The sequence below is a fragment of the Streptomyces sp. NPDC001137 genome (assembly GCF_040298885.1).
In the GTDB taxonomy this organism is placed as follows: domain Bacteria; phylum Actinomycetota; class Actinomycetes; order Streptomycetales; family Streptomycetaceae; genus Streptomyces.
Window position 1 is genome coordinate 454,219 of the sequence record NZ_JBEPBA010000001.1, and the last position, 24,181, is coordinate 478,399.

Annotated in this window: 24 protein-coding genes and 1 tRNA gene; 5 read left to right on the top strand and 20 right to left on the bottom strand. The window is 70.7% G+C overall.

Annotated features, from left to right (window positions below):
- The first annotated feature begins 329 nt into the window (after positions 1–329).
- Positions 330–986 carry an NAD(P)H-binding protein gene (locus tag ABT254_RS02145; RefSeq protein ID WP_351462506.1) on the top strand — a complete coding sequence of 219 codons (657 nt, stop codon included), beginning with the start codon at positions 330–332 and terminating at the stop codon, positions 984–986.
- 64 nt (positions 987–1,050) lie between these two features.
- Here the strand turns inward: ABT254_RS02145 and ABT254_RS02150 are convergent, their stop codons facing one another.
- The 6 genes from ABT254_RS02150 to ABT254_RS02175 all read right to left on the bottom strand — a co-directional run bounded on the left by ABT254_RS02150 (position 1,051) and on the right by ABT254_RS02175 (position 6,272).
- Complete coding sequence (locus tag ABT254_RS02150) at positions 1,051–1,263, bottom strand: hypothetical protein (protein WP_351462508.1); 213 nt, start codon at positions 1,261–1,263, stop codon at positions 1,051–1,053.
- Positions 1,264–1,518: 255 nt separating this feature from the next.
- Positions 1,519–2,349 carry an alpha/beta fold hydrolase gene (locus ABT254_RS02155; RefSeq protein WP_351462510.1) on the bottom strand — a complete coding sequence of 277 codons (831 nt, stop codon included), beginning with the start codon at positions 2,347–2,349 and terminating at the stop codon, positions 1,519–1,521.
- A gap of 349 nt (positions 2,350–2,698) precedes the next feature.
- Entirely contained in the window at positions 2,699–4,405 is a 1,707-nt protein-coding gene (locus ABT254_RS02160; RefSeq protein WP_351462512.1) for a lysylphosphatidylglycerol synthase transmembrane domain-containing protein, read from the bottom strand.
- Entirely contained in the window at positions 4,366–5,199 is an 834-nt protein-coding gene (locus ABT254_RS02165; RefSeq protein WP_351462514.1) for a hypothetical protein, read from the bottom strand. Before ABT254_RS02165 ends, ABT254_RS02160 begins: the two co-directional genes overlap by 40 nt.
- A 139-nt stretch (positions 5,200–5,338) precedes the next feature.
- Positions 5,339–5,815 carry a DUF1003 domain-containing protein gene (locus tag ABT254_RS02170; RefSeq protein ID WP_351462516.1) on the bottom strand — a complete coding sequence of 159 codons (477 nt, stop codon included), beginning with the start codon at positions 5,813–5,815 and terminating at the stop codon, positions 5,339–5,341.
- 375 nt (positions 5,816–6,190) lie between these two features.
- Positions 6,191–6,272, bottom strand: a tRNA-Tyr gene (locus ABT254_RS02175).
- 233 nt (positions 6,273–6,505) lie between these two features.
- Between ABT254_RS02175 and ABT254_RS02180 the strand changes: the two genes are divergently transcribed.
- Positions 6,506–6,994 carry a YajQ family cyclic di-GMP-binding protein gene (locus ABT254_RS02180; protein WP_030945172.1) on the top strand — a complete coding sequence of 163 codons (489 nt, stop codon included), beginning with the start codon at positions 6,506–6,508 and terminating at the stop codon, positions 6,992–6,994.
- Between the two features lie 136 nt (positions 6,995–7,130).
- Here the strand turns inward: ABT254_RS02180 and ABT254_RS02185 are convergent, their stop codons facing one another.
- Positions 7,131–7,397 carry a GlsB/YeaQ/YmgE family stress response membrane protein gene (locus ABT254_RS02185; RefSeq protein ID WP_351462518.1) on the bottom strand — a complete coding sequence of 89 codons (267 nt, stop codon included), beginning with the start codon at positions 7,395–7,397 and terminating at the stop codon, positions 7,131–7,133.
- A gap of 155 nt (positions 7,398–7,552) precedes the next feature.
- Between ABT254_RS02185 and ABT254_RS02190 the strand changes: the two genes are divergently transcribed.
- Positions 7,553–8,800, top strand: a complete 1,248-nt coding sequence (locus ABT254_RS02190; protein WP_351462520.1) for an APC family permease — start codon at positions 7,553–7,555, stop codon at positions 8,798–8,800.
- A gap of 180 nt (positions 8,801–8,980) precedes the next feature.
- Here ABT254_RS02190 and ABT254_RS02195 read toward each other — a convergent pair whose 3' ends face one another.
- The 13 genes from ABT254_RS02195 to ABT254_RS02255 all read right to left on the bottom strand — a co-directional run bounded on the left by ABT254_RS02195 (position 8,981) and on the right by ABT254_RS02255 (position 21,256).
- Complete coding sequence (locus tag ABT254_RS02195) at positions 8,981–9,547, bottom strand: SMI1/KNR4 family protein (protein ID WP_351462522.1); 567 nt, start codon at positions 9,545–9,547, stop codon at positions 8,981–8,983.
- 120 nt (positions 9,548–9,667) lie between these two features.
- Positions 9,668–10,060: a YccF domain-containing protein gene (locus ABT254_RS02200; RefSeq protein ID WP_351462524.1), complete on the bottom strand. Its 393-nt coding sequence runs from the start codon at positions 10,058–10,060 to the stop codon at positions 9,668–9,670.
- Positions 10,057–10,920, bottom strand: coding sequence for a zinc metalloprotease HtpX (gene htpX / locus ABT254_RS02205; protein WP_351462526.1), 864 nt, complete (start codon positions 10,918–10,920; stop codon positions 10,057–10,059). Before htpX ends, ABT254_RS02200 begins: the two co-directional genes overlap by 4 nt.
- A 192-nt stretch (positions 10,921–11,112) precedes the next feature.
- Positions 11,113–12,633, bottom strand: coding sequence for an NADH-quinone oxidoreductase subunit N (locus ABT254_RS02210; protein WP_351462528.1), 1,521 nt, complete (start codon positions 12,631–12,633; stop codon positions 11,113–11,115).
- Positions 12,630–14,204, bottom strand: coding sequence for an NADH-quinone oxidoreductase subunit M (locus ABT254_RS02215; protein ID WP_351462530.1), 1,575 nt, complete (start codon positions 14,202–14,204; stop codon positions 12,630–12,632). Before ABT254_RS02215 ends, ABT254_RS02210 begins: the two co-directional genes overlap by 4 nt.
- Positions 14,205–14,210: 6 nt before the next feature.
- Positions 14,211–16,205, bottom strand: a complete 1,995-nt coding sequence (locus ABT254_RS02220) for an NADH-quinone oxidoreductase subunit 5 family protein (protein WP_351462531.1) — start codon at positions 16,203–16,205, stop codon at positions 14,211–14,213.
- Positions 16,202–16,591, bottom strand: a complete 390-nt coding sequence (gene nuoK / locus ABT254_RS02225; RefSeq protein ID WP_351462533.1) for an NADH-quinone oxidoreductase subunit NuoK — start codon at positions 16,589–16,591, stop codon at positions 16,202–16,204. The genes ABT254_RS02220 and nuoK overlap by 4 nt, the downstream gene beginning before the upstream one ends.
- On the bottom strand, positions 16,591–17,313 hold the full coding sequence (locus ABT254_RS02230) for an NADH-quinone oxidoreductase subunit J family protein (protein ID WP_450749793.1): 723 nt from the start codon (positions 17,311–17,313) through the stop codon (positions 16,591–16,593). Before ABT254_RS02230 ends, nuoK begins: the two co-directional genes overlap by 1 nt.
- A 23-nt stretch (positions 17,314–17,336) precedes the next feature.
- Positions 17,337–17,948, bottom strand: coding sequence for a NuoI/complex I 23 kDa subunit family protein (locus ABT254_RS02235; protein ID WP_351462535.1), 612 nt, complete (start codon positions 17,946–17,948; stop codon positions 17,337–17,339).
- Complete coding sequence (locus ABT254_RS02240) at positions 17,948–18,916, bottom strand: complex I subunit 1/NuoH family protein (RefSeq protein WP_123966915.1); 969 nt, start codon at positions 18,914–18,916, stop codon at positions 17,948–17,950. The genes ABT254_RS02235 and ABT254_RS02240 overlap by 1 nt, the downstream gene beginning before the upstream one ends.
- Complete coding sequence (locus tag ABT254_RS02245; protein WP_351462537.1) at positions 18,913–20,223, bottom strand: NADH-quinone oxidoreductase subunit C; 1,311 nt, start codon at positions 20,221–20,223, stop codon at positions 18,913–18,915. Before ABT254_RS02245 ends, ABT254_RS02240 begins: the two co-directional genes overlap by 4 nt.
- Positions 20,220–20,858, bottom strand: a complete 639-nt coding sequence (locus ABT254_RS02250) for an NADH-quinone oxidoreductase subunit B (RefSeq protein ID WP_351462539.1) — start codon at positions 20,856–20,858, stop codon at positions 20,220–20,222. The genes ABT254_RS02245 and ABT254_RS02250 overlap by 4 nt, the downstream gene beginning before the upstream one ends.
- Positions 20,849–21,256 (bottom strand): NADH-quinone oxidoreductase subunit A, encoded by a 408-nt coding sequence (locus ABT254_RS02255; protein ID WP_351462541.1) that lies wholly within the window; start codon positions 21,254–21,256, stop codon positions 20,849–20,851. Before ABT254_RS02255 ends, ABT254_RS02250 begins: the two co-directional genes overlap by 10 nt.
- Before the next feature lie 227 nt (positions 21,257–21,483).
- Here ABT254_RS02255 and ABT254_RS02260 point away from each other — a divergent pair, with 227 nt between their 5' ends.
- Both ABT254_RS02260 and ABT254_RS02265 read left to right on the top strand, forming a co-directional pair.
- Positions 21,484–22,677 (top strand): sensor histidine kinase, encoded by a 1,194-nt coding sequence (locus tag ABT254_RS02260; RefSeq protein ID WP_351462543.1) that lies wholly within the window; start codon positions 21,484–21,486, stop codon positions 22,675–22,677.
- A 128-nt stretch (positions 22,678–22,805) separates the two neighbouring features.
- Positions 22,806–24,164: a sensor histidine kinase gene (locus ABT254_RS02265; RefSeq protein ID WP_351462545.1), complete on the top strand. Its 1,359-nt coding sequence runs from the start codon at positions 22,806–22,808 to the stop codon at positions 24,162–24,164.
- The last annotated feature ends 17 nt before the right edge of the window (positions 24,165–24,181 follow it).

Genomic DNA, 24,181 nt, shown 5'->3' on the forward strand with positions numbered 1-24,181 from the left:
GGGGCGGTCGGCGTGAGGCTTGTGCGCGGGGCGCGTACGCCGGGAGTGTGCACCCGCGCAGCTTGCGCGCCGTGCTCCGGCCCACGCGCGGACCGGTGCGCAGCCAAGCCGTCGGTTCGGGCGACGGGAATGCGTGCCACCGGAACCACTCCGGGGTCTTGCGCACGGAGCGGGCGGGCAGGGCGAGCACCAGCGATGCGCGCCGGGAGCGCATGGTCGGGGGTCGTGCGCTCAGCGCGCACCCTCCGGCTGTGCGCTCCGCGTGCGCACGGTGAGGCGTGGCTCAAGTCGTGCGGCGGACGCGGTCGTCCGGGCGTACGGTCGGAAACATGCGCATTGTCATCGCTGGTGGTCATGGTCAGATCGCGCTGCGGCTGGAGCGGCTGCTCGCTGCGCGCGGAGACGAGGTCGCGGGGATCATCCGTCACGCCGAGCAGGGCGACGACCTGAGGGAGGCCGGTGCCGAACCGGTCCTGCTCGATCTGGAGTCTGCCTCGGTCGAGGAGGTCGCGGCGCATCTGCAGGGCGCCGACGCGGCGGTGTTCGCGGCGGGTGCGGGTCCCGGCAGCGGGGCGGCCCGCAAGGACACGGTGGACAAGGGAGCGGCGATCCTGTTCGCGGACGCGGCGGTTCGGGCGGGCGTACGACGACACGTGGTCGTCTCGTCGATGGGCGCCGATCCCGCGCACCAGGGGGACGACATCTTCGACGTGTATCTGCGCGCGAAGGGCGAGGCCGACGCCTACGTACTGCGACAGGACGCCCTGGACGCGACGATCCTGCGCCCCGGGATGCTGACGAACGACCCCGGCACCGGCCTCGTACGACTGGAGGCGCACACGGGCCGCGGCACGGTCCCGCGCGACGACGTGGCCGCCGTACTGGCGGAGTTGGTGGAGACCCCGGCGACGGCCGGACTGACCCTGGAACTGGTCGGCGGATCGGCGCCGGTGTCGGTCGCGGTGAAGTCGGTGGCCGGGAACTGAGGATGGGCGGCGAGGCGAAGGGTGCGGCTTGAGAAGATCTCTCTGGGTTTGCTGTAAGTCCCTTTTAGAACAGGGGCAGTTGGCCGGGCATCTCCGGGACGACGTATCCGTCCAGTGACGGCTGGGCCGCGTCGAGTTGTGCCTGGTGGCGTGAGCCGGGGCAGGAGACGAGTACGCCGTTCTCGCGCGCGCCGGGCGGGTCGTGACGAGCGAACCGTCCGGCGACGACGGCGATCTCGCGACGGCATTCGGGGCAGCGTCTGCGGCGAGTGGACATGGGGCAAGTGTGCCTCGGGCGGGGTGCGTTGTGCGCGGGGCGCACGCTCCGGCCTCCGCATGGACCTCGCACGCTGTTGTGTCACCCAGGGAGCCCCCAAGCGCCCGCGTCACCCCCGAAGCCTTCACCGGGGGCCTAAGCGGGGAGTAGTTGCCCCGCAGTTCTCGAGTGGTTCCGTCTGCCCAGGTGCGCTCCCCCGCTGCGAACTACGGTACGCCGGGGAACGGGCCGGACGCTGAGACCGGCCCGCCGGGGTCAGGAACGGATGAACGCGAGGATGTCCGGGTTGAGGACCTCCGGGTGCGTCGACAGCATCCCGTGCGGATAGCCCTCGTAGGACTTGAGGGTCCCGTTCTTCAGAAGCTTGACCGTCAGGGGTGCCGAGTCGTCGTACGGGACGACCTGGTCGTCGGTTCCGTGCGCGACGAGGACGGGCACCTCGATCTGCTGCAAGTCCTCGGTGAAGTCGGTCTCGGAGAACGCCGCGACGCACTCGTAGTGCGCGTTCGCCGCGCCCATCATGCCCTGGCGCCACCAGTTGTCGATCAAACCCTGCGACACCTGCGCTCCGGGACGGTTGAAGCCGTAGAACGGCCCCGAGGGAATGTCGATGAAGAACTGGGCCCGGTTGCGGGCAACGCCCTCACGGAAGCCGTCGAAGACCTCCATCGGCAAGCCGCCCGGGTTGGCCTCCGTCTTCAGCATCAGCGGTGGCACGGCGCCCACCAGGACCGCCTTTGAGACACGGCCGGGCTTGGCGCGGGCGACGTAGCGGGCGACCTCGCCACCGCCGGTGGAGTGGCCGATGTGCACGGCGCCCCGCAGATCGAGTGCGTCGGTCAGGGCGGTGACGTCCGCGGCGTAGGTGTCCATGTCGTGGCCGGTCGCGGTCTGGGGGGATCGTCCGTGGCCACGGCGGTCGTGAGCGATGACTCGGTAGCCCTGCGCCAGGAAGAACAACATCTGATTGTCCCAGTCGTCGGCGCTCAGCGGCCACCCGTGGTGGAAGACGACCGGCTCCCCATCCCGAGGACCCCAGTCCTTGTAGAAGATCGTGGTGCCGTCGTCGGTCGTGACTGTACCCATCGCAGATCCTCCGCTGGTCCAGGCGCACCCCAGCTACGGAGCAATGGGTGGGGGGCACGCGGGACTTCACGCCCAGCGGGCGCGGTCCGGATTGCCCACATTACGCCCTGTCCCTGCGGGCCACATCCGCAGCTTGTCGACGTCCGCCAAGCCTCAGAGATCGTCTCAACCGGCTTGATCGTCAGGCCGGCGGCCGTAATGCCGCCGCTGCGGCATCCATCCTCCTCAAAAGCCCGGCGAACTCGAAGGCGACCTCGGAAGAGCCGTGGCGGAGTTTCGGCATGCCGCCCCTGACGACAGCCTGCTGCGGGACCGCACTTGGGGAGGCCAGGAGTGGCGCCCGTACGTCTCACACGTAGCCGCGCCGCCGTACGAAGCCCAGGGCGAGCCCGCCCAGCGGGACGTTCAGCCAGAAGGTGAGCAGCCGGTAGACCAGGACCGCGGAGGTCGCCGGACCGGCGGGGACGCCGAGGGCGGTGAGGGCGGCGATCAAGCCGGCCTCGAGGGCGCCCAGGCCGCCGGGGACGGGGGCCGCGTTGGCGAGCAGACGGGCCGCCATGTAGGCGGCGCCCACCTGTACGAAGGGCAGGTCACCGCCGAGCGCGTGCAGGCTCAGCGCGAGGCCGACGACCTGGACGAGCGGCAGGCCGAGCGCACCCACAACGCCGATCGCGAGCTTGGCGGGGTCGGAGGCGATGCCGGTCAGCGTCGTCCCCGCTGAGCGCAGGAACGGCCAGACCTTCTCGCGCAGGAAGCGGCGGCCCGGTGGGGTGAGGCCGAGCAGCCCTCCGGCGGCCAGCAGGAGCGCGATCACGGGCAGGGCGTACTTGCCGGCGGGCAGGTCCAGGTGCACACCGCCGTGGTGCTGACCGGCCGCGGCGAAGAACACAGCGGCGACGACCGCGTTGGAGACCGCCCCGGCCAGGCTCTGCACCCCGATGGAGGCCGTCGCAGCGCCGGTCTCGATGCCCGTCTTCTGCAGATAGCGCAGGTTCAGCGCCATGCCGCCGACGTTGCCCGGGGTGATCCGGTTCAGGAACGAACTCCCGAACTGCACCTGGTACGTGGGCCAGAACGGCAACCGCCCGGGGACACTGCCCAGTTGCAGACAGGTCGAGAACGCCTGCGAGACGAACGTGACGGGCACGACCGCGAGCAGCCACCACCAGTCGGCGTCACGCAGTGCGTCAAGGGCGGCCGGGGCGTTGGCCAGTTGTGGCAACACCAGGTGCAGCACGAGAAACGCGCCGAGCAGGCCCAGGACGCTCTTCCAGGTGAACCGCGCGAGCTGGGCCGGCTTGGCCGCCGGGGCATCGCACGCCGTGCGCACCTCCTCGGCGAGGTCGTGCATCAGGTTCGGCCGGCCGCCCGGGCGCAGGGTGCGCCGCCGGCTCCCCTGCGCGGCCTCGCGGGCGCGGGCCTGGTCGTAGCGGGCCACCTCGCGTCGCGCGGGGCCGACCAGGGCCAGCGGTTGCAGATACGGCAGTGCGGTCGCCAGCGCCGTGGGGCCGAGTCCGGCCAGCGCGCAGGCCGTCGCCCGGGTCGGGCCGACCCGTACCGCGGTCGTGGCAAGGAGTTCGGCCAGGTCGGCGCCGAGGACCTCGGGCGGCGCGTTGAGCTGCGCCCGTGCGAAGGCGGTCAGCCGCGGCTTGCCGTCCGGGGCGAGCACGATGTGCTCGGGGCGCAACGCCCGGTGCGCCAGCCGGTGTTCCTGCAGGCGGGCCACCGACGTCCACACCGCGCCGAGCAGCGCGTCGGTGCATTCTTCGTCCGGGACTGGGGCATCCTGCCCGACGGTCACCAGCAGCGCACTCGAGCCGGTCACGGGGTAGGCGATGACGGGCTCGGCGACCCGGGCTCCGGTGCGGCCGGCGAAGACCAGCATGAGCAGTTCGTGCTCGGCCGCGCCGAGCGCCGTCTGCTCGCCGGGGTCGGCGGGATGCCGCAGCAGCAGGCGCCGGGCGAGCCGGAAGAACAGGTCGCGGTTGCGGTCCTCCGCGGCCAGGACGCGGACGGTCAGCCGCGCGCCCTCGGTGGTCTCGGCGCCGTAGAGCATCCCCTCTCCCACGAGCTGTCGGTGGTCGGGGGCCTGGCGCAGGGCGGCGAGCGGGATCCCGCAGGCGACGAGCGCGTCCGCGACGGCCCGGGCGGCGGGCGGTCGGTCGGACCGCCCGCCATGAGCAGGACCGCCGAACCCGCGGTGCCGCCCACGGCGAGGGCACCCACCGCGTCCAGCGGGACGAGCGAGGCGGCCAGCACGCCGAGTGCGGCGCAGCCGACGACCAGGGCCCACAGGGCCCGCCGCCACGGCCGTGCTAGCCACGGTCCTGCGGCGACGACCGCCGAGGCGCAGGCCGCCAGGTACACCGCCGGCGGCCAGCCCACGTGCAGCAGCCCGCCGCGGCCCACCAGGACCTCCGGCCACAGCTCGGGGCGGCTGTCGGACAGCGCGAGCCGGGTGAGCGTCCAGGCGACCACCGCGCCCAGGGCCGCGGCGGGCAGCACGCGCAACACCGCGTCCACGCGGCGCTGTACGACGAGAACGACCAAGGCGGCGACCGGCGCCAGAATGGCGATCACCTGGACCGTGCCGACGAGGCCGTCGCGCAACCCCGGTGACAGCGCGGTGGCCGCGGAGAGCAGGCCCTGCTGGGCCTTGCGGGCGAAGTCGCGGGTGGCGACCGCCAGCAGCACCGTCACTCCGAGCGCGGCAAGGGACACCAGCAGGCGCAGCAGGTCGGCCGCCCGGCGCACATCGTGCGGCGCGGCGACGTCGATGTCGGGCTCGGCCCCGCCCTCCGACGTGCCCACGAGGTCGGAGGAGAGCACCGGGCCGTGGTGGTCGGTCATTTCCGGCCGCCGGCTGAGGTGCGAGAACGGCGCATGCGCTCACTCCCTCGGGCACAGGTCCGGCTCGGCCGGACATGTCTCCATGCTTCCACGCGGCCGTGGTCCGCGTAGGGGGACGATGCTGTCGTTTCCGGGGCCGTCAGCCTCCTGTGGAAGGCCGGGCGGCGCCGTCCAGGCGGGCGCGGTTCTCGGCGAGCATCTCCTGGACGCGGCGCTCGACCTCCACGGGGTCGACGCCGAGGGCGCGGCCCATGTGGATGGACCACACCTCCGAGCGCACGTTGGTCTCGAAGTCCAGGTCGGCGCGGACGTTCTCGCGGGCGGCCTGACGGTTCTGGCTCACCATGACGAAGGTGGACAGGAAGATCGCCTCCAGGCTGACGATCATGGTGAGCAGTCCGAAGGGAAACGGGTCCCAGATCGCTCCGTCCCCGAAGACCCCCTCGTTGCACACGATCCACACCGTGAACCACGCGGCATGCAGATACACGAACGTCATGGTCCCGGAGAAGGCGGTGATCCTGTCCGCGATCTTGTCCTGGGTCCCACGCATCCGCGCGAGAACGTCCTGTTCATTGACGATCCGTACGCCCGGCCGCTTCGGCGCAGTGCCCATCCCTTCTCCCTGCCCGGTGTCCGACGAGGAATCGCCGTCAGCGTACGGCGGGCTGTAGCGAAGTCGACCCGATGGAACTCGCCCGTCGGGCCGGACCACTCCGTTGCCGTGCTGCCGCGCGTCTGCGCGAAGGTTCTGGCGCATGCCCAGCAGCGGGCGAACCGCCAGATTGAGGGTGGCCTGCGGGAATGGGATGAGACCGGTCCGTGCCCCGGGGGACGCCTGAGGGACATGCCCTGATCAGGGGTGGGACTCACCTGAGATCAGGTGAGTCAAGTCGCCCTTTTTCGGTTCTCGTTCGAATGAGGTTGCTCGAATACGAAAGGACCCCCTCCATCCTGCTCTTACACAGGTCAGAGGGGGTCTCTCTCAGCGTGGCGGCGCCAGGATTCGAACCTGGGAAGGCTGAGCCGGCAGATTTACAGTCTGCTCCCTTTGGCCGCTCGGGCACACCGCCGGGTTTGCTGCCGTTCGAACCGCTTTTCGGCGGTGCTCCCTGGCAACGACGTAAACAATACCCGATGCCGAGGGGTGCTCCGCCACCCGATTGATCTGCGCCCGGAGGACCGCGGGTGGCTAGGCTTGTCCGGATGCGGCCCGGGACCACGCCGGGCTCGGCGCCCGCCCCCACGTACGCCGATACGCCTCCGTACGCACCCCATAACGCACCGATACAAGGAGCCACAGGACATGGCCGACTCCAGTTTCGACATCGTCTCGAAGGTCGAGCGGCAGGAGGTCGACAACGCCCTCAACCAGGCCGCCAAGGAGATCTCGCAGCGCTACGACTTCAAGGGCGTGGGCGCCTCGATCTCGTGGTCCGGTGACAAGATCCTCATGGAGGCGAACTCCGAGGACCGGGTCAAGGCCGTCCTCGACGTCTTCCAGTCCAAGCTGATCAAGCGCGGGATCTCACTGAAGGCGCTGGACGCGGGCGAGCCCCAGCTCTCGGGCAAGGAGTACAAGATCTTCGCATCGATCGAGGAGGGCATCTCCCAGGAGAACGCGAAGAAGGTGGCGAAGATCATTCGCGACGAGGGCCCCAAGGGAATCAAGGCGCAGGTGCAGGGCGACGAACTGCGCGTCAGCTCGAAGAGCCGTGACGACCTGCAGGCCGTGATCGCGCTCCTGAAGGGCAAGGACTTCGACTTCGCGCTGCAGTTCGTGAACTACCGGTGAGCCACCGCTTCACCGTCATCGGCTGACAGCCACCGGCCGGCCGTCCTCGGCCGCCGGTCCACGAGGAAGGGTGGGCACCTGGCGGGTGCCCACCCTTCTCGCCTGCTGGCTGCGGTCCGGGGCGTGCTCGTCGTGCTCAGTTGCGCGAGTTGCCGAACAGGATGCGGTAGACGATCAGGAGCACGAGTGAGCCGCCTATCGCCGCGGCCCATGTCGCGCCGTCGTAGAAGTTCTTGGTGATCGGATGGTCCAGCCAGCGGGCCGAGATCCAGCCGCCGATGAACGCACCCGCGACGCCGATGAGCGTCGTGCCGATGAAGCCGCCCGGGTCGCGGCCGGGCAGCAGGAACTTGGCGATGGCTCCGGCCAACAGCCCCAGGATGATCCAGCTGATGATGGTCATGCCGTGAACCTGCCCTTCCGCACTGGGCCTGCACTTTCCGGACAGTGAGATTTCGGTCAAGATCCGCTGTGCGCCACGTGCTTGTTCCTGCTCTGTTGATGAGCAGGACGTCCCGGCGGCACTCATCGGTTGCAGTGATCAGTAGGGTGCCGGACATGGCATCGAGTTCTGCTTCCGAACTGCGGCGCACGCTGGGCGTGGGCGACGCCGTCGTCATCGGGCTGGGCTCGATGGTGGGTGCCGGGATCTTCGCCGCCCTGGGGCCCGCGGCGCGTGCGGCCGGGTCAGGGCTGCTGCTCGGCCTCGCCGTCGCAGCGGCCGTCGCCTACTGCAATGCCATGGCGTCGGCGCGGCTGGCCGCCCTGTATCCGGCCTCGGGCGGCACATATGTGTACGGGCGTGAGCGGCTCGGCCCGTTCTGGGGTTATCTCGCGGGCTGGTCGTTCGTGGTCGGGAAGACCGCCTCCTGCGCGGCGATGGCGCTCACCGTGGGGGCGTACGTCTGGCCGGGGCAGGCGCACGCCGTGGCGGTCGCGGCCGTGGTGGCGCTGACCGCGGTGAACTACGGCGGTGTCCAGAAGTCCGCGTGGGTCACCCGGGTGATCGTGGCGGTGGTGCTGGCTGTCCTCGCTTCCGTCGTGGTGGTGTGTCTGGGGGCCGGGACGTCCGCCGCGGGGCGCCTGGGTGTAGGCACCTCGGGCGGGGTGGGCGGGGTACTGCAGGCGGCGGGTCTGCTGTTCTTCGCGTTCGCCGGGTACGCACGCATTGCGACCCTGGGCGAGGAGGTACGGGATCCGGCGCGCACCATCCCGCGCGCGATCCCCTTGGCACTGGGCATCGCGCTGGCGGTGTACGTGTGTGTGGCGGTGGCTGTCCTTTCCGTGCTGGGGGCCGGGGGCCTCGCGCGTGCGGGTGCTCCGCTGGCCGACGCGGTGCGGGCGGCCGGCGTGCCGGGGCTGGTTCCGGTGGTGCGGGTGGGGGCCGCCGTGGCGGCGCTTGGTTCGCTGCTCGCCCTGATCCTGGGCGTCTCGCGGACGACCCTGGCCATGGCCCGCGACCGGTACCTTCCCGGCGCGCTGTCGGTCGTACATCAGCGCTACCAGGTGCCGCACCGGGCCGAACTGGCCGTGGGTGCCGTGGTCGCCGCCCTGGCCGCCACGGTGGACGTACGGGGTGCGATCGGCTTCTCCTCCTTCGGTGTGCTGGCGTACTACGCCGTGGCCAACGCCTCTGCCTGGACGCTGAGTTCGGCCCCGACGGCTCGGCTGTTGCCTGCGGTGGGTCTTCTCGGGTGTGTGCTGCTGGCGTTCTCGCTGCCGGCGGTTTCGGTGGTTGTCGGCGCGGGAGTGTTGGCGGTGGGTGTGGGCGCGTATGGCGTACGGCGATGGGTGGCTGCGCGGTAGCGGCGTGGACCGAACACCGTTCGGGGCGGGCACCTGATCAAGGCTTCCGACCCAGGATGGGCATGCTCGGCCATCAGGGCCGGGGGCAGGGCACGTTCTTCCGGCTGCCGGCTCGCGGGATCTCCGCAGTCGCCGTGCCAGAAGGATCGCTGCGATGTCGTACGCATGGTGTCGCGGCTGCTAGGACGCTTGCGCCGCCGTCGTGCGTATGCGGAAGTCGGTCCAAGGGGCCATCTCGAGCTCCTCGTTCGTCTCCTCGTACCAGCCCGTGCCGTCCACCCAGGACCTCAGCCAGGCCGTGAGGCTGGGGGCGTCGACATACCAGGCGTGGTCGGCGCTGTCGGCGTTCGGCTCGAAGAGGAGGACTGGTGCTTCCGGGTTGCGGCAGTCCACGCACGCGTACATCGCGCAGCCCCAGTGGGATATCGGCAGGACGCCTTCGGGCCAGGGCCAGTCGGGGTCTCTGCGGGCGCTCTCGCGGTTGGCCAGGTACTGGACTACGGCGGCGGGCTCGCCGGCGGGCGGGCTGTCGAGGAGGGGCAGCAGGCCGTACTCCGGTCCGAATCCGCCGTCTCCTATGCGGAGGTAGAGGTCGGCGAGCAGGGGCGGCAGGGGGAAGCCCAGGGTGGTTTCCGCGCGGGCCAGCGTGGACGCGTCAACGGGCTCGGGGAGTGAAGGCCAGCCCCATGGGCGGGTGTTGCGTGCCTTGACTGACACCCGTGCCAGCAACTGCTCGTTCTCGGTCATGGGTTCATGATGCAAGGCACCACTGACAATCGGGCCGGGCTGTGGACAACCCTCGGACTGTGGAAAACCCGGTCACTCGGACGGGGGCGAGCGCTCCGCACCCGCCCTGGTCCCAGTCGGTCAGCGAGGGGCGAACGGCTGGTCCGTCGGCACGATTTCGCGGCCGAGCGGCAGCAGCGAGACCGGGATCAGCTTGAAGTTGGCGATGCCGAACGGGATGCCGATGATCGTGATGCACAGGGCGATGCCGGTGACGATGTGCGTGAGCGCGAGCCACCAGCCCGCGAGGACCAGCCACAGGACGTTGCCGACGCAGGAGGGCGCACCTGCGTCACGGCGCTCGACCGTCGTGTACCCGAAGGGCCACAGGGCGTAGACACCGATACGGAACGCCGCGATGCCGAACGGAATGCCGATGATCGTGATGCAGAGGAGAACGCCCGCGGCCAGGTAGCCGAGGAACAGCCAGAAACCGCTGAGGACGAGCCAGATGACGTTCAGGATGGTTTTCACTGGGGGCGACCTGCCATCTTCTCGAGCCGGGCGATGCGCTCCGCCATCGGCGGGTGAGTCGAGAACATCTTGGAGAGTCCCTGGCCCGGGCGGAAGGGGTTCGCGATCATCATATGGCTCGCGGTCTCGATGCGCGGCTCGGGCGGCAACGGCAGCTGCTGGGTGCCTGCTTCCAGCTTGCGCAGCGCGCCGGCGAGCGCGAGGGGATCGCCGGTCAACTGGGCGCCGGAGGCGTCGGCTTCGTATTCCCTGGAACGGCTGATGGCCAGCTGGATGACGGTGGCCGCGAGCGGGCCCAGGATCATGATCATCAGCATGCCGAGGATGCCCGGGCCGTCGTCGTCGTCGGACCGGCCGACCGGGATCAGCCAGGCGAAGTTGACCAGGAACATGATCACCGAGGCCAGGGCGCCCGCGACCGACGAGATGAGGATGTCGCGGTTGTAGACGTGACTGAGCTCGTGGCCGATCACGCCGCGCAGTTCGCGCTCGTCCAGAATGCGCAGGATGCCTTCCGTGCAGCACACGGCGGCGTTGCGCGGGTTGCGGCCCGTGGCGAAGGCGTTCGGCGCCTCCGTCGGGGAGATGTACAGGCGTGGCATGGGCTGGCGGGCCTGGGTGGAGAGGTCGCGGACCATGCGGTACAGGGCGGGAGCCTCGAACTCGCTGACGGGGCGCGCGCGCATCGCGCGTAGCGCCAGCTTGTCGCTGTTCCAGTACGCGTACGCGTTCGTGCCCAGTGCGATCACAACCGCGACGACGAGCCCCATGCGGCCGAAGAAGCTGCCGATGACGATGATGAGGGCGGACAGTCCTCCGAGGAGAACCGCGGTCCTTAGCCCGTTGTGCCGGCGGTGCACGGTACGCCCTCCAAGTCGTGCAGCAGGGGAACCCTTTGCTTGCTGATCTCGGTGCCACTGGTGCCGTGGTGTCACGTCCAGTGGACCCTCCCGTACTGGTCAACGCCAGGCGAGGGCCACTAGTTCCCTTGTGCGTACGGCGGCCTGCGTGGGCCGTCCGGGTGATGGCGCCCCTGGGTGGCCGACGTCGGCTCAGAAGAGGGCTGTGCCGGCGAAGCGCAGGACCAGCTGGGGGGCTCCGGAGAGGGCGATGCCGAGGACGCCGGTGAGGGTGATCGCCGCGGTGAGGGGCGCGGGGAGGGGGTGCTTGACGGGCTCGCCCTCGGGGGCGCGGAACAGCAGTGCCGTCCATTGGAGGTAGTAGAACAGGGCGATGACGACGTTGACGGCCATGACCACGGCCAGCCAGCCGAGTCCGGCGTCGACCGCCGCCGAGAACACGGTGACCTTGGCGAACAGGCCGATGATGCCCGGGGGCAGTCCGGCCAGGCAGAGCAGGAAGAAGGCCAGCAGGAGGGCCGCGATCGGATTGCTCGCATAGAGGCCGCGGTAGTCCGTGATGCGGTTCGCGGACCTGGTACGGCCCACCAGTGCGGCCATCGCGAAGGCTCCCAGGTTCACCGCGGCGTACATGAGGGCGTAGGCGACCGTGGAACCGATCGAGTGTTCGGCGTTGTCGGAGTAGGCGGCCGCGGCGATCGGTACGAGGAGGTAGCCGGCCTGGCCGACCGACGACCAGGCGAGCAGTCGTACCGCGCTGTACGCGCGCGTGGCTTGCTGGCGCAGCGCGCCGACGTTGCCGACCGTCATGGTGAGCGCGGCCAGCGCCGCGAGCGCGGGACCCCAGACGTCGGCGTACGAGGGGAACGCGACGACCGTGACGAGGATCAAGCCGGAGAAGCCGACCGCCTTGCCGACGACGGACAGATAGGCGGCGATGGGCAGGGGCGCGCCTACATAGGTGTCGGGGACCCAGAAGTGGAAGGGCACGGCGGCCGTCTTGAAGGCGAAGCCGACGAGGGTGAGGACGACGCCGGTCTGGGCGAGCGTGTGGAGCTGTCCGTCGACGTGCTGGATCCGGTCGGCGACCTGGGTGAGGTAGAGGGTGCCGGTGGTGGCGTACACGAAGCTGATGCCCATGAGGCTGACGGCGGTCGCGGTGACCGACGACAGGAAGAACTTCAGGGCAGCTTCGGAGGACTTCTTGTCGCCGTGCCGGATGCCGACGAGGGCGAAGGCGGGCAGGGAGGCGACCTCCAGGGCGACGATCAGGGTGGCGAGGTCGCGGGAGGCGGGCAGGAGCGCGGCGCCGGCCGCGGAGGAGAGCAGCAAGAACCAGTACTCCCCTTCGGGGAGTTGTCTGTCGGCGTCCTTCAGGGCTGTGACCGACAGGAGGGCGGCGAGGAGGGCGCCACCGAGGACCAGGAACTGGATGACGAGCGTGAAGCGGTCCGCGGTGTAACTGCACGCGTGTGTGCCGTTCACGCAGAAGGTGCTGCGGTCGCCGTCCAGGAGGGGCAGCAACAGGAGCGCGGAGGCGGCGAGGCCGGCGACCGACACCCAGCCGAGGAGTGCCTTCCTGGCGTCGGCGACGAACAGGTCGGCGACGAGGACGACGAGTCCGACGACCGCCGTAAGGGTGGGTGGCGCGACGGCGAGCCAGTCGACGGACTGGACCAGACTCTCGGCCAGCGGCTGGGCCAGGGAGCTCATCGGGTGCCTCCTGAGAGGAGCTGCTGCACGGCCGGGTCGGTCAGGCCGAGAAGGGCCTTGGGCCACAGGCCGGCGGCGACGGTGAGGGCGACGAGCGGGATCCAGGCCGCGAACTCGTACGTGTGGACGTCGGCGAGCTGCGGCGCTTCCTGCGGTACGGCCCCCATGCAGACGCGGCGGACCACGACCAGCATGTACGCGGCCGTGAGGAGGGTGCCGAAGGCCGCGATCGCCATGAAGGTGAGGAAGGCCGGTCGGCTGAGGTCGCCGGCGGGCTTGAACGCGCCGAACAGGGCCAGCATCTCGCCCCAGAATCCGGCCAGGCCCGGCAGTCCGAGCGAGGCGACCGCGCCGAAGGCGAGCAGGCCGCCGAGCCGGGGCGCCTTGCCGTAGAGCGCGGCACCGGTCTCCTCGGCGAGGGTGTCGAGGTCGGTGGTGCCCGTGCGGTCCTTGAGCGCGCCGACCAGGAAGAACAGCAGGCCGGTGATGAGGCCGTGGGCGATGTTGGCGAACAGGGCGCCGTTCACGCCGGTCGGGGTCATCGTCGAGATGCCGAGCAGGACGAAGCCCATGTGCCCGACGGAGGAGTAGGCGATCAGGCGTTTGAGATCGCCCTTCGCGCCCTGCTTGGCGAGCGCCAGGCAGGCCAGCGAACCGTAGATGATCCCGACGACGGCGAAGGCGGCGAGGTAGGGCGCGAAGGTGTGGAAACCGTCCGGCGCGATCGGCAGGAGAATCCGGACGAAACCGTACGTACCCATCTTCAGCAGGACACCCGCCAGCAGGACCGAGCCGACGGTCGGGGCGGCGGTGTGGGCGTCGGGCAACCAGCTGTGCAGCGGCCACATCGGCGTTTTGACCGCGAGCCCGATCCCGATCGCCAAAACAGCGATGACCTGCACGGATGCGGTCAGCGACCGGCCGTTGTCAGTGGCGAGTGCCACCATGTCGAATGTGCCGGCCTTGATCCCGATCAGGAGCAGGCCGAGCAGCATGACGACCGAACCGAGCAGTGTGTAGAGGATGAACCGCCAGGCGGCCTGGGTCCTGCCCTCGCCGCCCCAGCGGGCGATGAGGAAGTACATCGGGATGAGGACCATCTCGAACGCGAGGAAGAACAGCAGCAGATCGAGGACGGCGAAGCTGGCAAGGGTGCCGGACTCGAGGACCAGCAGCAGCGCGACGAAGGCCTTCGGGGTCGGGCCCGCAGGCATCTTGAAGTAGGTGTACAGCGCGCAGAGGAAGGTCAGCAGCGCGGTCAGGACCAGAAGGGGGAGGGAAATGCCGTCGATGCCGAGGTGGATCCGCACATCGAGCGCGGGGATCCAGCTGATGTCCGTCGTGGCCTGCATCTTCGACGGGTGGTCGTGGTCGAAGCCGAGCGCGAGGACGACCGCTGCGATGAGCACCACGCCGGTCACGGTCACGCCGTGGCGGAGCACGGCCTGCTCGGGAGACTTCCCCTTCAGTCCGGGCGGAGCGGGCAGCAGAGCGGCGACGGCCCCGAGGAGCGGGCCGACGACGACGAACGCCAGAAGGAACTGCATCACGGACTCGTTGATATCGATCACGCCTGCTCACGCTCCCGTGGCGACGAGGAGGACGGCGACCGCCAGGACGACGGTGCCGGCGAGCAGCGCGCTCACATAGGTCTGCACATTGCCGGTCTGGGCGCGCCGTACGGCGGCACCGAGCAGGCGCGGCAGGGCGCCCGCGCCGCGTACGTAGGTCTCGACGACCTCGCGGTCCAGGAAGCGGACGAGACTCGCTCCGGCCTGGACGGGGCGGACGAAGAGGGCTGCGTACACGGCGTCGAGGTGGAAGCCGACGGCTGCGTGCCGGTGCAGCGGGCCGAGCAGCAGTCGTCCCGGGTCCGCCGGGTCGGGTGCGTAGGCCACTCCCCCGTATGCGGGCGCGTGGCTGGCGATGGCCTCGGCCTCGACGAGCCCGGCGTCGCCCTCGGGGTGGGCCGCGACCGCGCCGAGCGGGACACGGGACGCGAGGGCCGTGGTGTGCCGCCAGGCCGCATAGGTGACGATGCCGCCGACCAGGGCCACGCCCGTGCCGAGCACGGAGGTGGTGAGCGTCGGGGTGAGGTCACGGCCGTCGAACCAGTCGGGCAGCGAGCGGTAGGCGAGTCCGCCGAGCGCCAGGGAGGGTACGGCGAGCACCCACAGCACCACGGTCATGGTCAGTGGCTGGCGGCCGTGGTCGGGGGCCTCGGCACCCCGGCCGTGGAAGGCCAGCAGCCACAGGCGGGTCGCGTACGCCGCGGTGAGTACGGCGGTGAGCAGGCCGGCGACGAGAGTGATCCAGCCCGCGGCGGCGGGGGCGTGCCCGGTGTGGCCGGTGGCCACGTGCTCGGCCGCGCCGAGGACGGACTCCTTGGAGAAGAAGCCGCTGAAGGGCGGGATCGCGGCGAGCGCGAGAAGCGCCACGGTCATCGTCCAGTAGGCGTCGGGGATGCGTTCGCGCAGGTTCCGCATGCGGGACATGGTGGCCAGCGAGTTGGTGCCGGCGGCGTGGATGATCACGCCGGCCGCGAGGAACAGCAGCGCCTTGAAGGCGCCGTGGGACAGGAGGTGGAAGACGGCCGCTCCGCGGTCGCCGACGGCGAGGGCTCCGGTCATATAGCCGAGCTGCCCGATCGTCGAGTAGGCGAGGACGCGCTTGATGTCGTCCTGGGCGAGTGCGGCGAGACCCGAGCCGACCATCGTGACAGCCGCCATGACGGCGAGGACGACCATCGCGGCCCGTGAGGCCTCGAAGACCGGGAGGAGGCGGGCGATGAAGTAGACGCCGGCGGCCACCATCGTCGCGGCGTGGATCAGCGCGGAGACGGGCGTAGGGCCCGCCATCGCGTCGGGGAGCCAGGTGTGCAGCGGGAACTGTGCCGACTTGCCCGCCACGCCCGCGAGGAGCAGCAGGGCGACCAGTGTCGGGTGGTGGAGTCCGCCGCTCGTGACGGTGCCGAGGACCTTGGTGATGCGGAAGGAGCCGGCGTCGGTGGCGAGGGCGAACAGACCGATGAGGAAGGGGACGTCACCCAGCTTGGTCACCAGGAAGGCCTTGATGGAGGCGGCGCGGGCCTCCGGGGTCTCCCAGTAGTGGCCGACCAGGAAGTACGAGCAGATGCCCATGATCTCCCAGCCGACCAGCAGCACGATCAGGTCGCCGGAGTAGACGACGAGCAGCATCGCGGAGGTGAAGAGGGAGACCAGGGCGGCGTACGAGGGGTAGCGCGGGTCCTCGCGCAGGTAGCCCGTCGAGTAGATCTGCACGCAGGTGGCCACGACGCCGACCAGGACGGCGACGAGGGCGGCGAAGCCGTCGATGTGCAGGGCGAGTTCGATGGGGACCGAGCCGGTGGGCGTCAGCTCGGTGGCGGAGTCGATCGCCTGGTCGCCGCCCTGGCGCACGGCGACCAGTACGGCAAGGACGAGGGAGGCGAGGGTCGGCAGGACGGCGAGCGGTCGGACGAAGCCGGGTGCCGTGCGGCCCAGGAGCAGTCCGCAGGCGGCGCCCAGGAACGGCAGGAGGGGGACGAGGACGGCGAGGGTGGTCGTGGTCACGCGGCGGCCTCAGCCTTCCCGGTCTCTTCCGCCGTGAGGGCGCCCCCGTCGGGGCCGTCGCTCTCGTGACCCTCGGCGCTGTCGCGGAGCTTGTCGATGTCGGAGGTGCCGCGGTTGCGGTAGACGGCGAGGACGATCGCCAGGCCGATGCCGATCTCGGCGGCGGCGATGGCGATGGTGAACAGGGTCAGGGCCTGGCCGGAGTGCAGCTTTTCCTGGGCCGCCTTGCTGAGCCATACGTCGAAGGCGACGAGGTTGAGGTTGACGGCGTTGAGCATCAGCTCGACAGACATCAGGACGAGGATCGCGTTGCGGCGGGCGAGGACGCCGTACAGGCCGGTGCAGAAGAGGAGGGCGGAGAGTACGGCGGGATAGGCGAGGTGCATCAGCGGGCGCCTTCCTGCTCGGCCGGGCTGGTTCCCTCGACCCGGCCATTCCGCTCGATCGGGTGATTACGGGAATCCGGGACGGATGGGGAACTGCCGGTTGCTGCCCGGGAGTTCACAGGGGGAGAGCTCATCTCCGCCTTCGCCTTGCGGGACAGGACGATCGCGCCGACCAGGGCGGCGAGGAGGAGGACGGAGAGGGCCTCGAAGGGGAGGACCCAGTTCTGGAAGAGGCTCGCTCCGGTGACGGCGGTGGAGCCGGCCGCCGGGCCGTCCAGGTCGATCCAGGTCGTGCGGAAGGCGTCGACGACGACCCACACCAGGGCGGCGGCCGCCGTGACGGCCACGGTGAGCGCGGCCCATCGGTTGCCGGAGTCGGCGTCCGGGGAGCGGCCGATCGGGGCCTTGGTGAGCATCAGACCGAACAGAAGGAGGACGACGACGGATCCCACGTAGATGAGGACCTGCACCCAGGCGATGAACTCGGCGGTGAGCAGGAGGTATTCGACGGCAAGGCCCCCGAGGGTGACCACCAGCCACAGGGCGGCGTGCACCAGCTGCCGGGTCGTGACGGTGACCAGGGCCGCCCCGAAGGTGGCCAGGCCTACGAGGAGGAAGGCGATCTCGACACCGGTCGGCGAGAGGAAGCCGTGGGTGCCGGCGGCGGCCGTGGTGGCGTGGGCGTGAGCTGCCCTCGCGTGGGTTGCCGTGGCCTGTGCCACCGTCGCGGTGGCTGCGATGAAGGTCACGACGCGCCTCCCTCGGTTTCGGTCGGCCGGGCAGGGTCGGCAGGGTGCGAGGGCTCGGCCTGCGCGGCCGCGAGCTTCTCCGCGGTCTTGCGGGCGGCGGCGATCTCCTTCGGCTCCTCCGCGCCGGGGTCGAGGGCGGGCGGGGCCGGGACCGTCCACATCCACTCACGGAGCTTGTCGCGTTCGTGGGTGAGTTCGTGGATGTCGGTCTCGGCGTATTCGAACTCCGGGGACCAGAACAGGGCGTCGAAAGGACAGACCTCGATGCAGATACCGCAGTACATGCACAGGGAGAAGTCGATGGCGAAGCGATCGAGGACGTTGCGGCTGCGTTCGCGGCCGCCGGGGGTGGCCGCCGGCACCGTCTCCTTGTGGGAGTCGATGTAGATGCACCAGTCCGGGCACTCGCGGGCGCAGAGCATGCAGACGGTGCAGTTCTCCTCGAACAGGCCGATGACGCCGCGGGTGCGGGGTGGCAGGTCGGGCTGGACGTCCGGGTACTGCTCGGTGACGGTCTTCCGCGTCATCGTGCGGAGGGTGACCGCCAGGCCCTTGGCCAGGCCGGAGCCGGGGATGCGGGACCGGGTGGGTGGAAGCGGCTCAGCCATCAGGAGATCACCACCTTGACGATGCCGGTGAGGGCGATCTGAGCGAGGGAGAGGGGAACGAGGAGGGTCCAGGAGAGTTTCTGGAGCTGGTCCTCGCGCAGCCGGGGATAGGTGACGCGGAGCCAGATCACGAGGAAGGCGAGGACGGCCGTCTTCAGCAGGGTCCAGACCCAGCCGAGGCCGTCGGCGCCCCAGGGGCCGTGCCAGCCACCCAGGAAGAGGACGGTGGTCAGGCCGCACAGGACGATGATTCCGGCGTACTCGGCGAGGAGGAACAGAGCGAAACGCAGGCCGGTGTACTCGGTGTACGCGCCGAAGATGATCTCCGAGTCGGCGACGGGCATGTCGAAGGGCGGGCGCTGGAGTTCGGCGAGGCCGGCGACGAAGAAGACGATCGCGCCGACGATCTGCCAGGGCAGCCACCACCAGTGGAAGGCGTCCAGGATGCCGGGGAGGGAGACCGTGCCGGCCGCCATCGCGACGGAGGCGGCGGCGAGGAGCATCGGGAGTTCGTAGGCGAGGAGCTGCGCGGCGGTGCGGAGGCCGCCGAGGAGGGAGAACTTGTTGGCGGAGGCCCAGCCGGCCATGAGGGAGCCGAGGACGCCTACGCCCATCACCGCCAGGACGAAGAAGATGCCCGCGTCCAGGACCTGGCCTACGGCGCCCTCGCCGGGGCCGATGGGGATGGCGAGGAGAACCAGGAGGTACGGGAGGAGCGCCACGGCGGGGGCGAGCTGGAAGATGCGGCGGTCCGCGCCCGCCGGGACGACGTCTTCCTTCTGCGCGAACTTCACGCCGTCCGCGACGAGTTGGGCCCAGCCGTGGAAGCCGCCGGCGTACATCGGGCCGAGGCGGCCCTGCATGTGGGCCATGACCTTGTGCTCGGTCTGGCCGACGATCAGGGGGAAGGTGAGGAAGACGACGAACACGATCAGAAGTCGCAGGGTGACGTCCAGAGCGTCGGTCACTGCGTGCCTCCTGCGGGGTCTTCTGGGTTCGGGGTCGGATCTTCGGCGGACGGATCTTCGGGCGCGGCGTGGGGGTTCGATTTCGCCGCAGGCCTCGGCTCGTTCTCCGCGGGCGCCTCGCCCTCCAGGCTCCGCTCGCTCTCAGGCCTCGACTCTTTCTCCGGCTTCGGCTCGGTCTCCGGGCTCGGTCCGGTCTCCGGCTCGTCGAAAGCCGGGCGGGCGTGGTGCCACGGGGCGTCCGAACTGCGGGGGGCGGGTGCGGGTCGGGTGGTCGGGGCCTCCGACGACTGGGTCCGGGGGGCCTGCGAGGCGGAGCCTTCACCGGCGCTGTGTGTGCGTCGCGGCGTTGCCGCACCCGAGGCACCCGGCTCCTGGTCGGCCGAGGCGCCCGCCGCCGGAGTCGACGCCTGCCGGTCGGCCGAGGCACCCTCAACCGGGGTCGGTGCCGCCTGACTCGCCGACCCTTCCGCGGCCGACCGCGCCCGCCGCGGAGCAGCCGGAGCCGCCTCAGCACCCTCCGCCGGAACCGACCCCGCCTGACTCGCCGACCCTTCCGCCGCAGACCGCGCCCGCCGCGGAGCAGCCGGAGCCGCCTCAGCGCCCTCCGCCGGAGCCGGTGCCGCCTGGCTTGCCGAGCCCTGGGCTGCCGAGCGGGCGCGGCGGACCGGGCGGTCGGCTGCCGCGCGGTCGGCCGGGGGGCGGCCTGCGGCTCGGGTGGGGCGGGCCGGGGCAGGGGGAAGCTGGCCCTTCAGGGGGCCCCATTCGTTGGGGTCGGGGACGCCCGGGGGGAGCATCTGGCGGCGCTTGGGGCCGCCGTGGTCGGACTCGCCGGGTTCCTTGGCGCCCGGCCAGGCCTTGGCCACGCGGGCGGCCAGGACGAAGTCCTTGCGCAGGGGGTGGCCCTCGAAGGTTTCCGGGAGGAGGAGGTGGTCCAGGGCGGGGTGGCCCTCGAAGACGACGCCGAACATTTCGTGGGTCTCGCGTTCGTGCCAGGCCGCGCCCGCGTACACCCCGACGGCGGAGGCCAGTGTCGGCGCCTCGTGCGGGACCGTGGTGCGCAGCAGCAGACGGCGCACGGGAGACAGGGAGACGACGTGGGCCGAGACGCGGAAACCCGTGCCCGGTTCGTCGACCGCGCTCAGCCAGTCGAAGTAGGTGCACGACAGCCGGTCGCGGGCCACCTCCAGCGCTTCCACCCAGGTCGCCGGCGGGACGTCGACCGTCAGGAGTTCGTACGACTCCTCGGCGGTGGCCTCCGTACCGAACAGCTCGTCGGCGGGGGCGGGGAGCCAGCCGACCGTGCTCATCGCTCCTCCCCCGAAGGAGCGTCGGGAGCCGACGGGGATCCGGCAGCCGGTGGCTTCACCAGGCCGCTCTGCAGGGCCTCCGCCGAGGGGCGGGCCGGTCCGGTTGCGTACCGCTCCCCCAGCGACTCCCGGGCGATCTTCTCCTGGAGTTTGAGGATGCCCTGGAGGAGGGCCTCGGGCCGGGGCGGGCAGCCGGGGACGTAGACGTCGACCGGGATGATCTGGTCGACGCCCTTGGTGACGGAGTAGGAGTCCCAGTAGGGGCCGCCGCAGTTGCTGCAGGCGCCGAAGGAGATGACGTACTTGGGTTCGGGCATCTGTTCGTACAGGCGCTTCACGGCCGGGGCCATCTTGTCCGTGACCGTGCCGGACACGACCATCAGGTCGGCCTGGCGGGGACCCGGCGCGAAGGGGATGACGCCCAGGCGGATGAAGTCGTGGCGGGCCATCGACGCGGCGATGAACTCGATCGCGCAGCAGGCGAGGCCGAAGTTGAAGACCCACAGCGAGTACCGGCGGCCCCAGTTCAGGACCACCTTCATCGGCTCGGGGGCCAGGCGGGCGAGGGCGCCCAGCCGTTTCGGCTCCGGGAGGAGTACGGGCTGACCGTTGGTGTCCGGCGTCGTCACGTCCATGCCAGGACGCCCTTCTTGTATGCGTACAGCAGGCCCACGGCAAGGAAGCCGAGGAAGATGAACATCTCCACCAGTGTGGTCACGCCGTACCCGTGCGCGGCAAACACCGTCGCCCAGGGGAACAGGAAGATCGAGTCGACGGCGAAGATGACGTACAGGAAGGCGTAGACGTAGTAGCGGACCTGGGTGTGGGCCCAGCCCTCGCCGACGGGGTCGACTCCGCACTCGTACGTCAGGAGTTTCTCGGGGGTGGGGACCACGGGCCGCAGCAGTCGGCCGGCGCCGAAGGCGACGGCGACGAAGAGCACGCCGACGACGGCGAGCAGTCCGACGACCGAGTACGACTGGAAGTAGTCCGCCGCGACGACGGTCGTATCGGCGACGGTCGATTCCCGCACGTCCGTACCCCTCGCTCCCTGCGACCTTGATGAACGCTGCTGTTCGACGATCTGTACGCACGGGAGTCTAGGCCCTGATAAAGAGACGGTAAGCAGCCCGTCACCGCTTGAGACGACCTTGAGATCCCAGGAAGCCGCCGAGGAGCTGCCGGGGTGGGGTTTTCCCCAGGAGACGCGGGCGGCCGACCTCATGGCGCGGGCGCCCGGCGCGCGGCACGCTAGCCCATATGACCGAACGACACGCGCGCCCGATGGGGGCCCCGGAAGGTGACGGCGACCGTCTGCCGCCGGCCCGTTTCGCCTACGACCGGCACACCTGGAAGGAGATCGCGCATCTGCTGGCGAACCTTCCGGTGTCACTGATCGGGTTCGTCTACGTCGTGACGGTGCTGTTCACCGGCTTCTGGCTGACCGTGACGGTGATCGGGTTCCCGCTGCTGGCGGCCGGTCTGACCGGCGCCCGGCTGCTGGGCAGGATGGAGCGGGCGCGGGCCAGGAAGCTGCTCGGGGTGCGGGTGGACGAGCCGAGCCGGCTGCCCGGACGCGGCACCGGCTTCCTCGCGTGGATGTGGATGCGGGTGAAGGACCCGGTGGGCTGGCGGACGGTGCTGTACGACTTCATCCGGCTGCCCTGGGGGATCCTGACCTTCGTCATCACGCTGACCTCGCTGTTCGTGCTGTGGCCGGTGCTGCCGTTCATCGCGCGGGGGCTGGCCAACGCCGACCGGGCGATGGTGCGCGGGCTGCTGTCGCCCTCCGACGAGCTGGAGCGGCGTATCGCGGAGCTGGAGTCGGACCGGGGGGTCGTGGTCGACACGGCCAACGCCGATCTGCGGCGGATCGAGCGCGATCTGCACGACGGGGCGCAGGCCCGCCTGGTCAATCTGGCGATGGGTCTTGGCCTGGCCAAGGAGAAGCTCCTGGAGGACCCCGACTCGGCCGCGGAGATGGTCGCGGAGGCGCACGGCGAGGTGAAGCTCGCACTGCAGGAGCTGCGGGATCTGGCCAGGGGGATCCATCCCGCCGTACTGACGGACCGGGGGCTCGATGCCGCGCTGTCCGCGGTCGCCTCGCGCTGCACGGTGCCCGTGAAGGTGACGGTCGATCTGGCCTCGCGGCCCGCCGCGGCCATCGAGGGCATCGCTTATTTCACCGTGTCCGAGCTGCTGCAGAACGTCAGCAAGCACAGCGCGGCGAAGACCGCGTCCGTCGAGGTGTGGCGGGCGACGGACCGGCTGCTCATCCAGGTCGAGGACGACGGCCGCGGGGGCGCGCGCCTCGACGGCGGCTCGGGGATGCAGGGGCTCGCCGACCGGCTGGACGCCGTGGACGGACTGTTCGTCATCGACTCGCCGCCAGGTGGCCCGACCGTGGTCACGGCGGAGCTGCCGTGGCGCGACCGCGCGCCCGGCAAGGGGTAGGGAAAACCCCCCTTCCAAGAGGCCGACGGCCTCCATGGTCCGCGGACCTGCGGCGCAGCAGTGTGAGGGTACGGCAGGACAGCCGCAGCCGGACAGGGCGAACGGGACGAGTAGAACGGACGACGCCGATGGCCACGGAGTACGGACAGGGCTACGGGCACGACAGCGGGCTCGCCTTCACCGAGGGGACGCGGCGCCGGCTGCCGGCCGGGCTGCGGGCGCCGTTCGAGGGGCGCAGCTGGCGCGAGTTCGGGTATGTGCTGCTGAGCCTGCCGATCGGCATCATGCTCTTCGTGTACGCCGTCACGATGGTGTCGCTCGGGGCGGGACTGCTGGTGACGTTCCTCGGCATTCCGGTGCTGGCGGCGGGGCTGGCCGGCTGCCGCGGCTTCGGGGCGCTGGAGCGGGCGCGGGCGCGGGGGCTGCTGGGCCTCGAGGTGGCCGAACCGGAGCCGCTGCGGATGCGCAAGCCCGGGGTGATGGCCTGGATGGGGGCCGTGCTGAAGAGCGGCACGTCATGGCGAGCGCTGCTGTACGCGCTGGTGCAGTTCCCGTGGTCGGTGTTCTCGTTCGTGGTGGCCGTGAACTTCTGGGCGTACGGGTGGGGGTTGCTGACGTATCCGCTGTGGTTCTGGCTCTTTCCGATGTACGGCGGTCAGGGCGGGCTTCAGCTGTACGGCGACGGCAGCCACAGCATCTACCTCGACAACCCCTTCGAGATCACCGTCACGGCGCTGGTGGGGCTGTTGTTCACGCTGGCCACGCCGTGGATCGTGCGGGCGCTGACGATGGTGGACCGGGTGCTGGTGCACGGGCTGCTCGGGCCGTCCCGGCTGGCGACGCGCGTGGTGGAGCTGGAGTCGGACCGGGGCGTGGTGGTGGACACGGCGGCTGCGGATCTGCGGCGGATCGAGCGGGATCTGCATGACGGGGCGCAGGCCAGGCTGGTGGCCTTGGCCATGGATCTGGGGCTGGCGAAGGAGAAGCTGGCGGAGGATCCGCGGGCGGCGGCGCGGATGGTGGACGAGGCGCACGGTGAGGTGAAGACGGCGCTGCAGGAGCTGCGGGATCTGGCGCGCGGGATTCATCCGGCGGTGCTGACGGACCGGGGGCTGGATGCGGCGCTGTCCGCCGTGGCCTCGCGGTGCACTGTGCCGGTGCAGGTGGAGGTGGATCTGGTGGAGCGGCCGGCGCCGGCGATCGAGGGGATCGCGTACTTCACGGTGTCGGAGCTGCTGCAGAACATCAGCAAGCATGCGCGGGCGACGTGGGCCGCGGTGGACGTGTGGCGGGTGGAGAGCCGGCTGATGGTGCAGGTCGTGGACAACGGGGTGGGTGGGGCGGATGCCTCCGGGGGGTCGGGGCTCGGGGGGCTTGCCGAACGGCTGGATGCGGTGGACGGGATTCTGGTGGTGGATTCGCCGGTGGGGGGGCCTACCCGGGTGACCGCGGAGTTGCCGTGGCGGGGGGAGCGGGCGCTGGGGTGAGCGCCGGGGGCCTGCGG

Excerpts from the sequence above, each read along its gene's own strand:
- ABT254_RS02160 (WP_351462512.1), bottom strand. The coding sequence starts at position 4,405 with ATGCTCTACGGCGCCGAGACCACCGAGGGCGCGCGGCTGACCGTCCGC.
- ABT254_RS02185 (WP_351462518.1), bottom strand. The coding sequence starts at position 7,397 with ATGACCATCATCAGCTGGATCATCCTGGGGCTGTTGGCCGGAGCCATC.
- ABT254_RS02155 (WP_351462510.1), bottom strand. The coding sequence starts at position 2,349 with ATGGGTACAGTCACGACCGACGACGGCACCACGATCTTCTACAAGGAC.
- ABT254_RS02145 (WP_351462506.1), top strand. The coding sequence starts at position 330 with ATGCGCATTGTCATCGCTGGTGGTCATGGTCAGATCGCGCTGCGGCTG.
- ABT254_RS02150 (WP_351462508.1), bottom strand. The coding sequence starts at position 1,263 with ATGTCCACTCGCCGCAGACGCTGCCCCGAATGCCGTCGCGAGATCGCC.
- ABT254_RS02235 (WP_351462535.1), bottom strand. The coding sequence starts at position 17,948 with ATGGCTGAGCCGCTTCCACCCACCCGGTCCCGCATCCCCGGCTCCGGC.
- ABT254_RS02170 (WP_351462516.1), bottom strand. The coding sequence starts at position 5,815 with ATGGGCACTGCGCCGAAGCGGCCGGGCGTACGGATCGTCAATGAACAG.
- ABT254_RS02250 (WP_351462539.1), bottom strand. The coding sequence starts at position 20,858 with ATGGACGTGACGACGCCGGACACCAACGGTCAGCCCGTACTCCTCCCG.
- ABT254_RS02245 (WP_351462537.1), bottom strand. The coding sequence starts at position 20,223 with ATGAGCACGGTCGGCTGGCTCCCCGCCCCCGCCGACGAGCTGTTCGGT.
- ABT254_RS02210 (WP_351462528.1), bottom strand. The coding sequence starts at position 12,633 with ATGAGCTCCCTGGCCCAGCCGCTGGCCGAGAGTCTGGTCCAGTCCGTC.
- ABT254_RS02190 (WP_351462520.1), top strand. The coding sequence starts at position 7,553 with ATGGCATCGAGTTCTGCTTCCGAACTGCGGCGCACGCTGGGCGTGGGC.
- ABT254_RS02260 (WP_351462543.1), top strand. The coding sequence starts at position 21,484 with ATGACCGAACGACACGCGCGCCCGATGGGGGCCCCGGAAGGTGACGGC.
- ABT254_RS02165 (WP_351462514.1), bottom strand. The coding sequence starts at position 5,199 with ATGACCGACCACCACGGCCCGGTGCTCTCCTCCGACCTCGTGGGCACG.
- ABT254_RS02265 (WP_351462545.1), top strand. The coding sequence starts at position 22,806 with ATGGCCACGGAGTACGGACAGGGCTACGGGCACGACAGCGGGCTCGCC.
- nuoK (WP_351462533.1), bottom strand. The coding sequence starts at position 16,591 with ATGCACCTCGCCTATCCCGCCGTACTCTCCGCCCTCCTCTTCTGCACC.
- ABT254_RS02180 (WP_030945172.1), top strand. The coding sequence starts at position 6,506 with ATGGCCGACTCCAGTTTCGACATCGTCTCGAAGGTCGAGCGGCAGGAG.
- ABT254_RS02195 (WP_351462522.1), bottom strand. The coding sequence starts at position 9,547 with ATGACCGAGAACGAGCAGTTGCTGGCACGGGTGTCAGTCAAGGCACGC.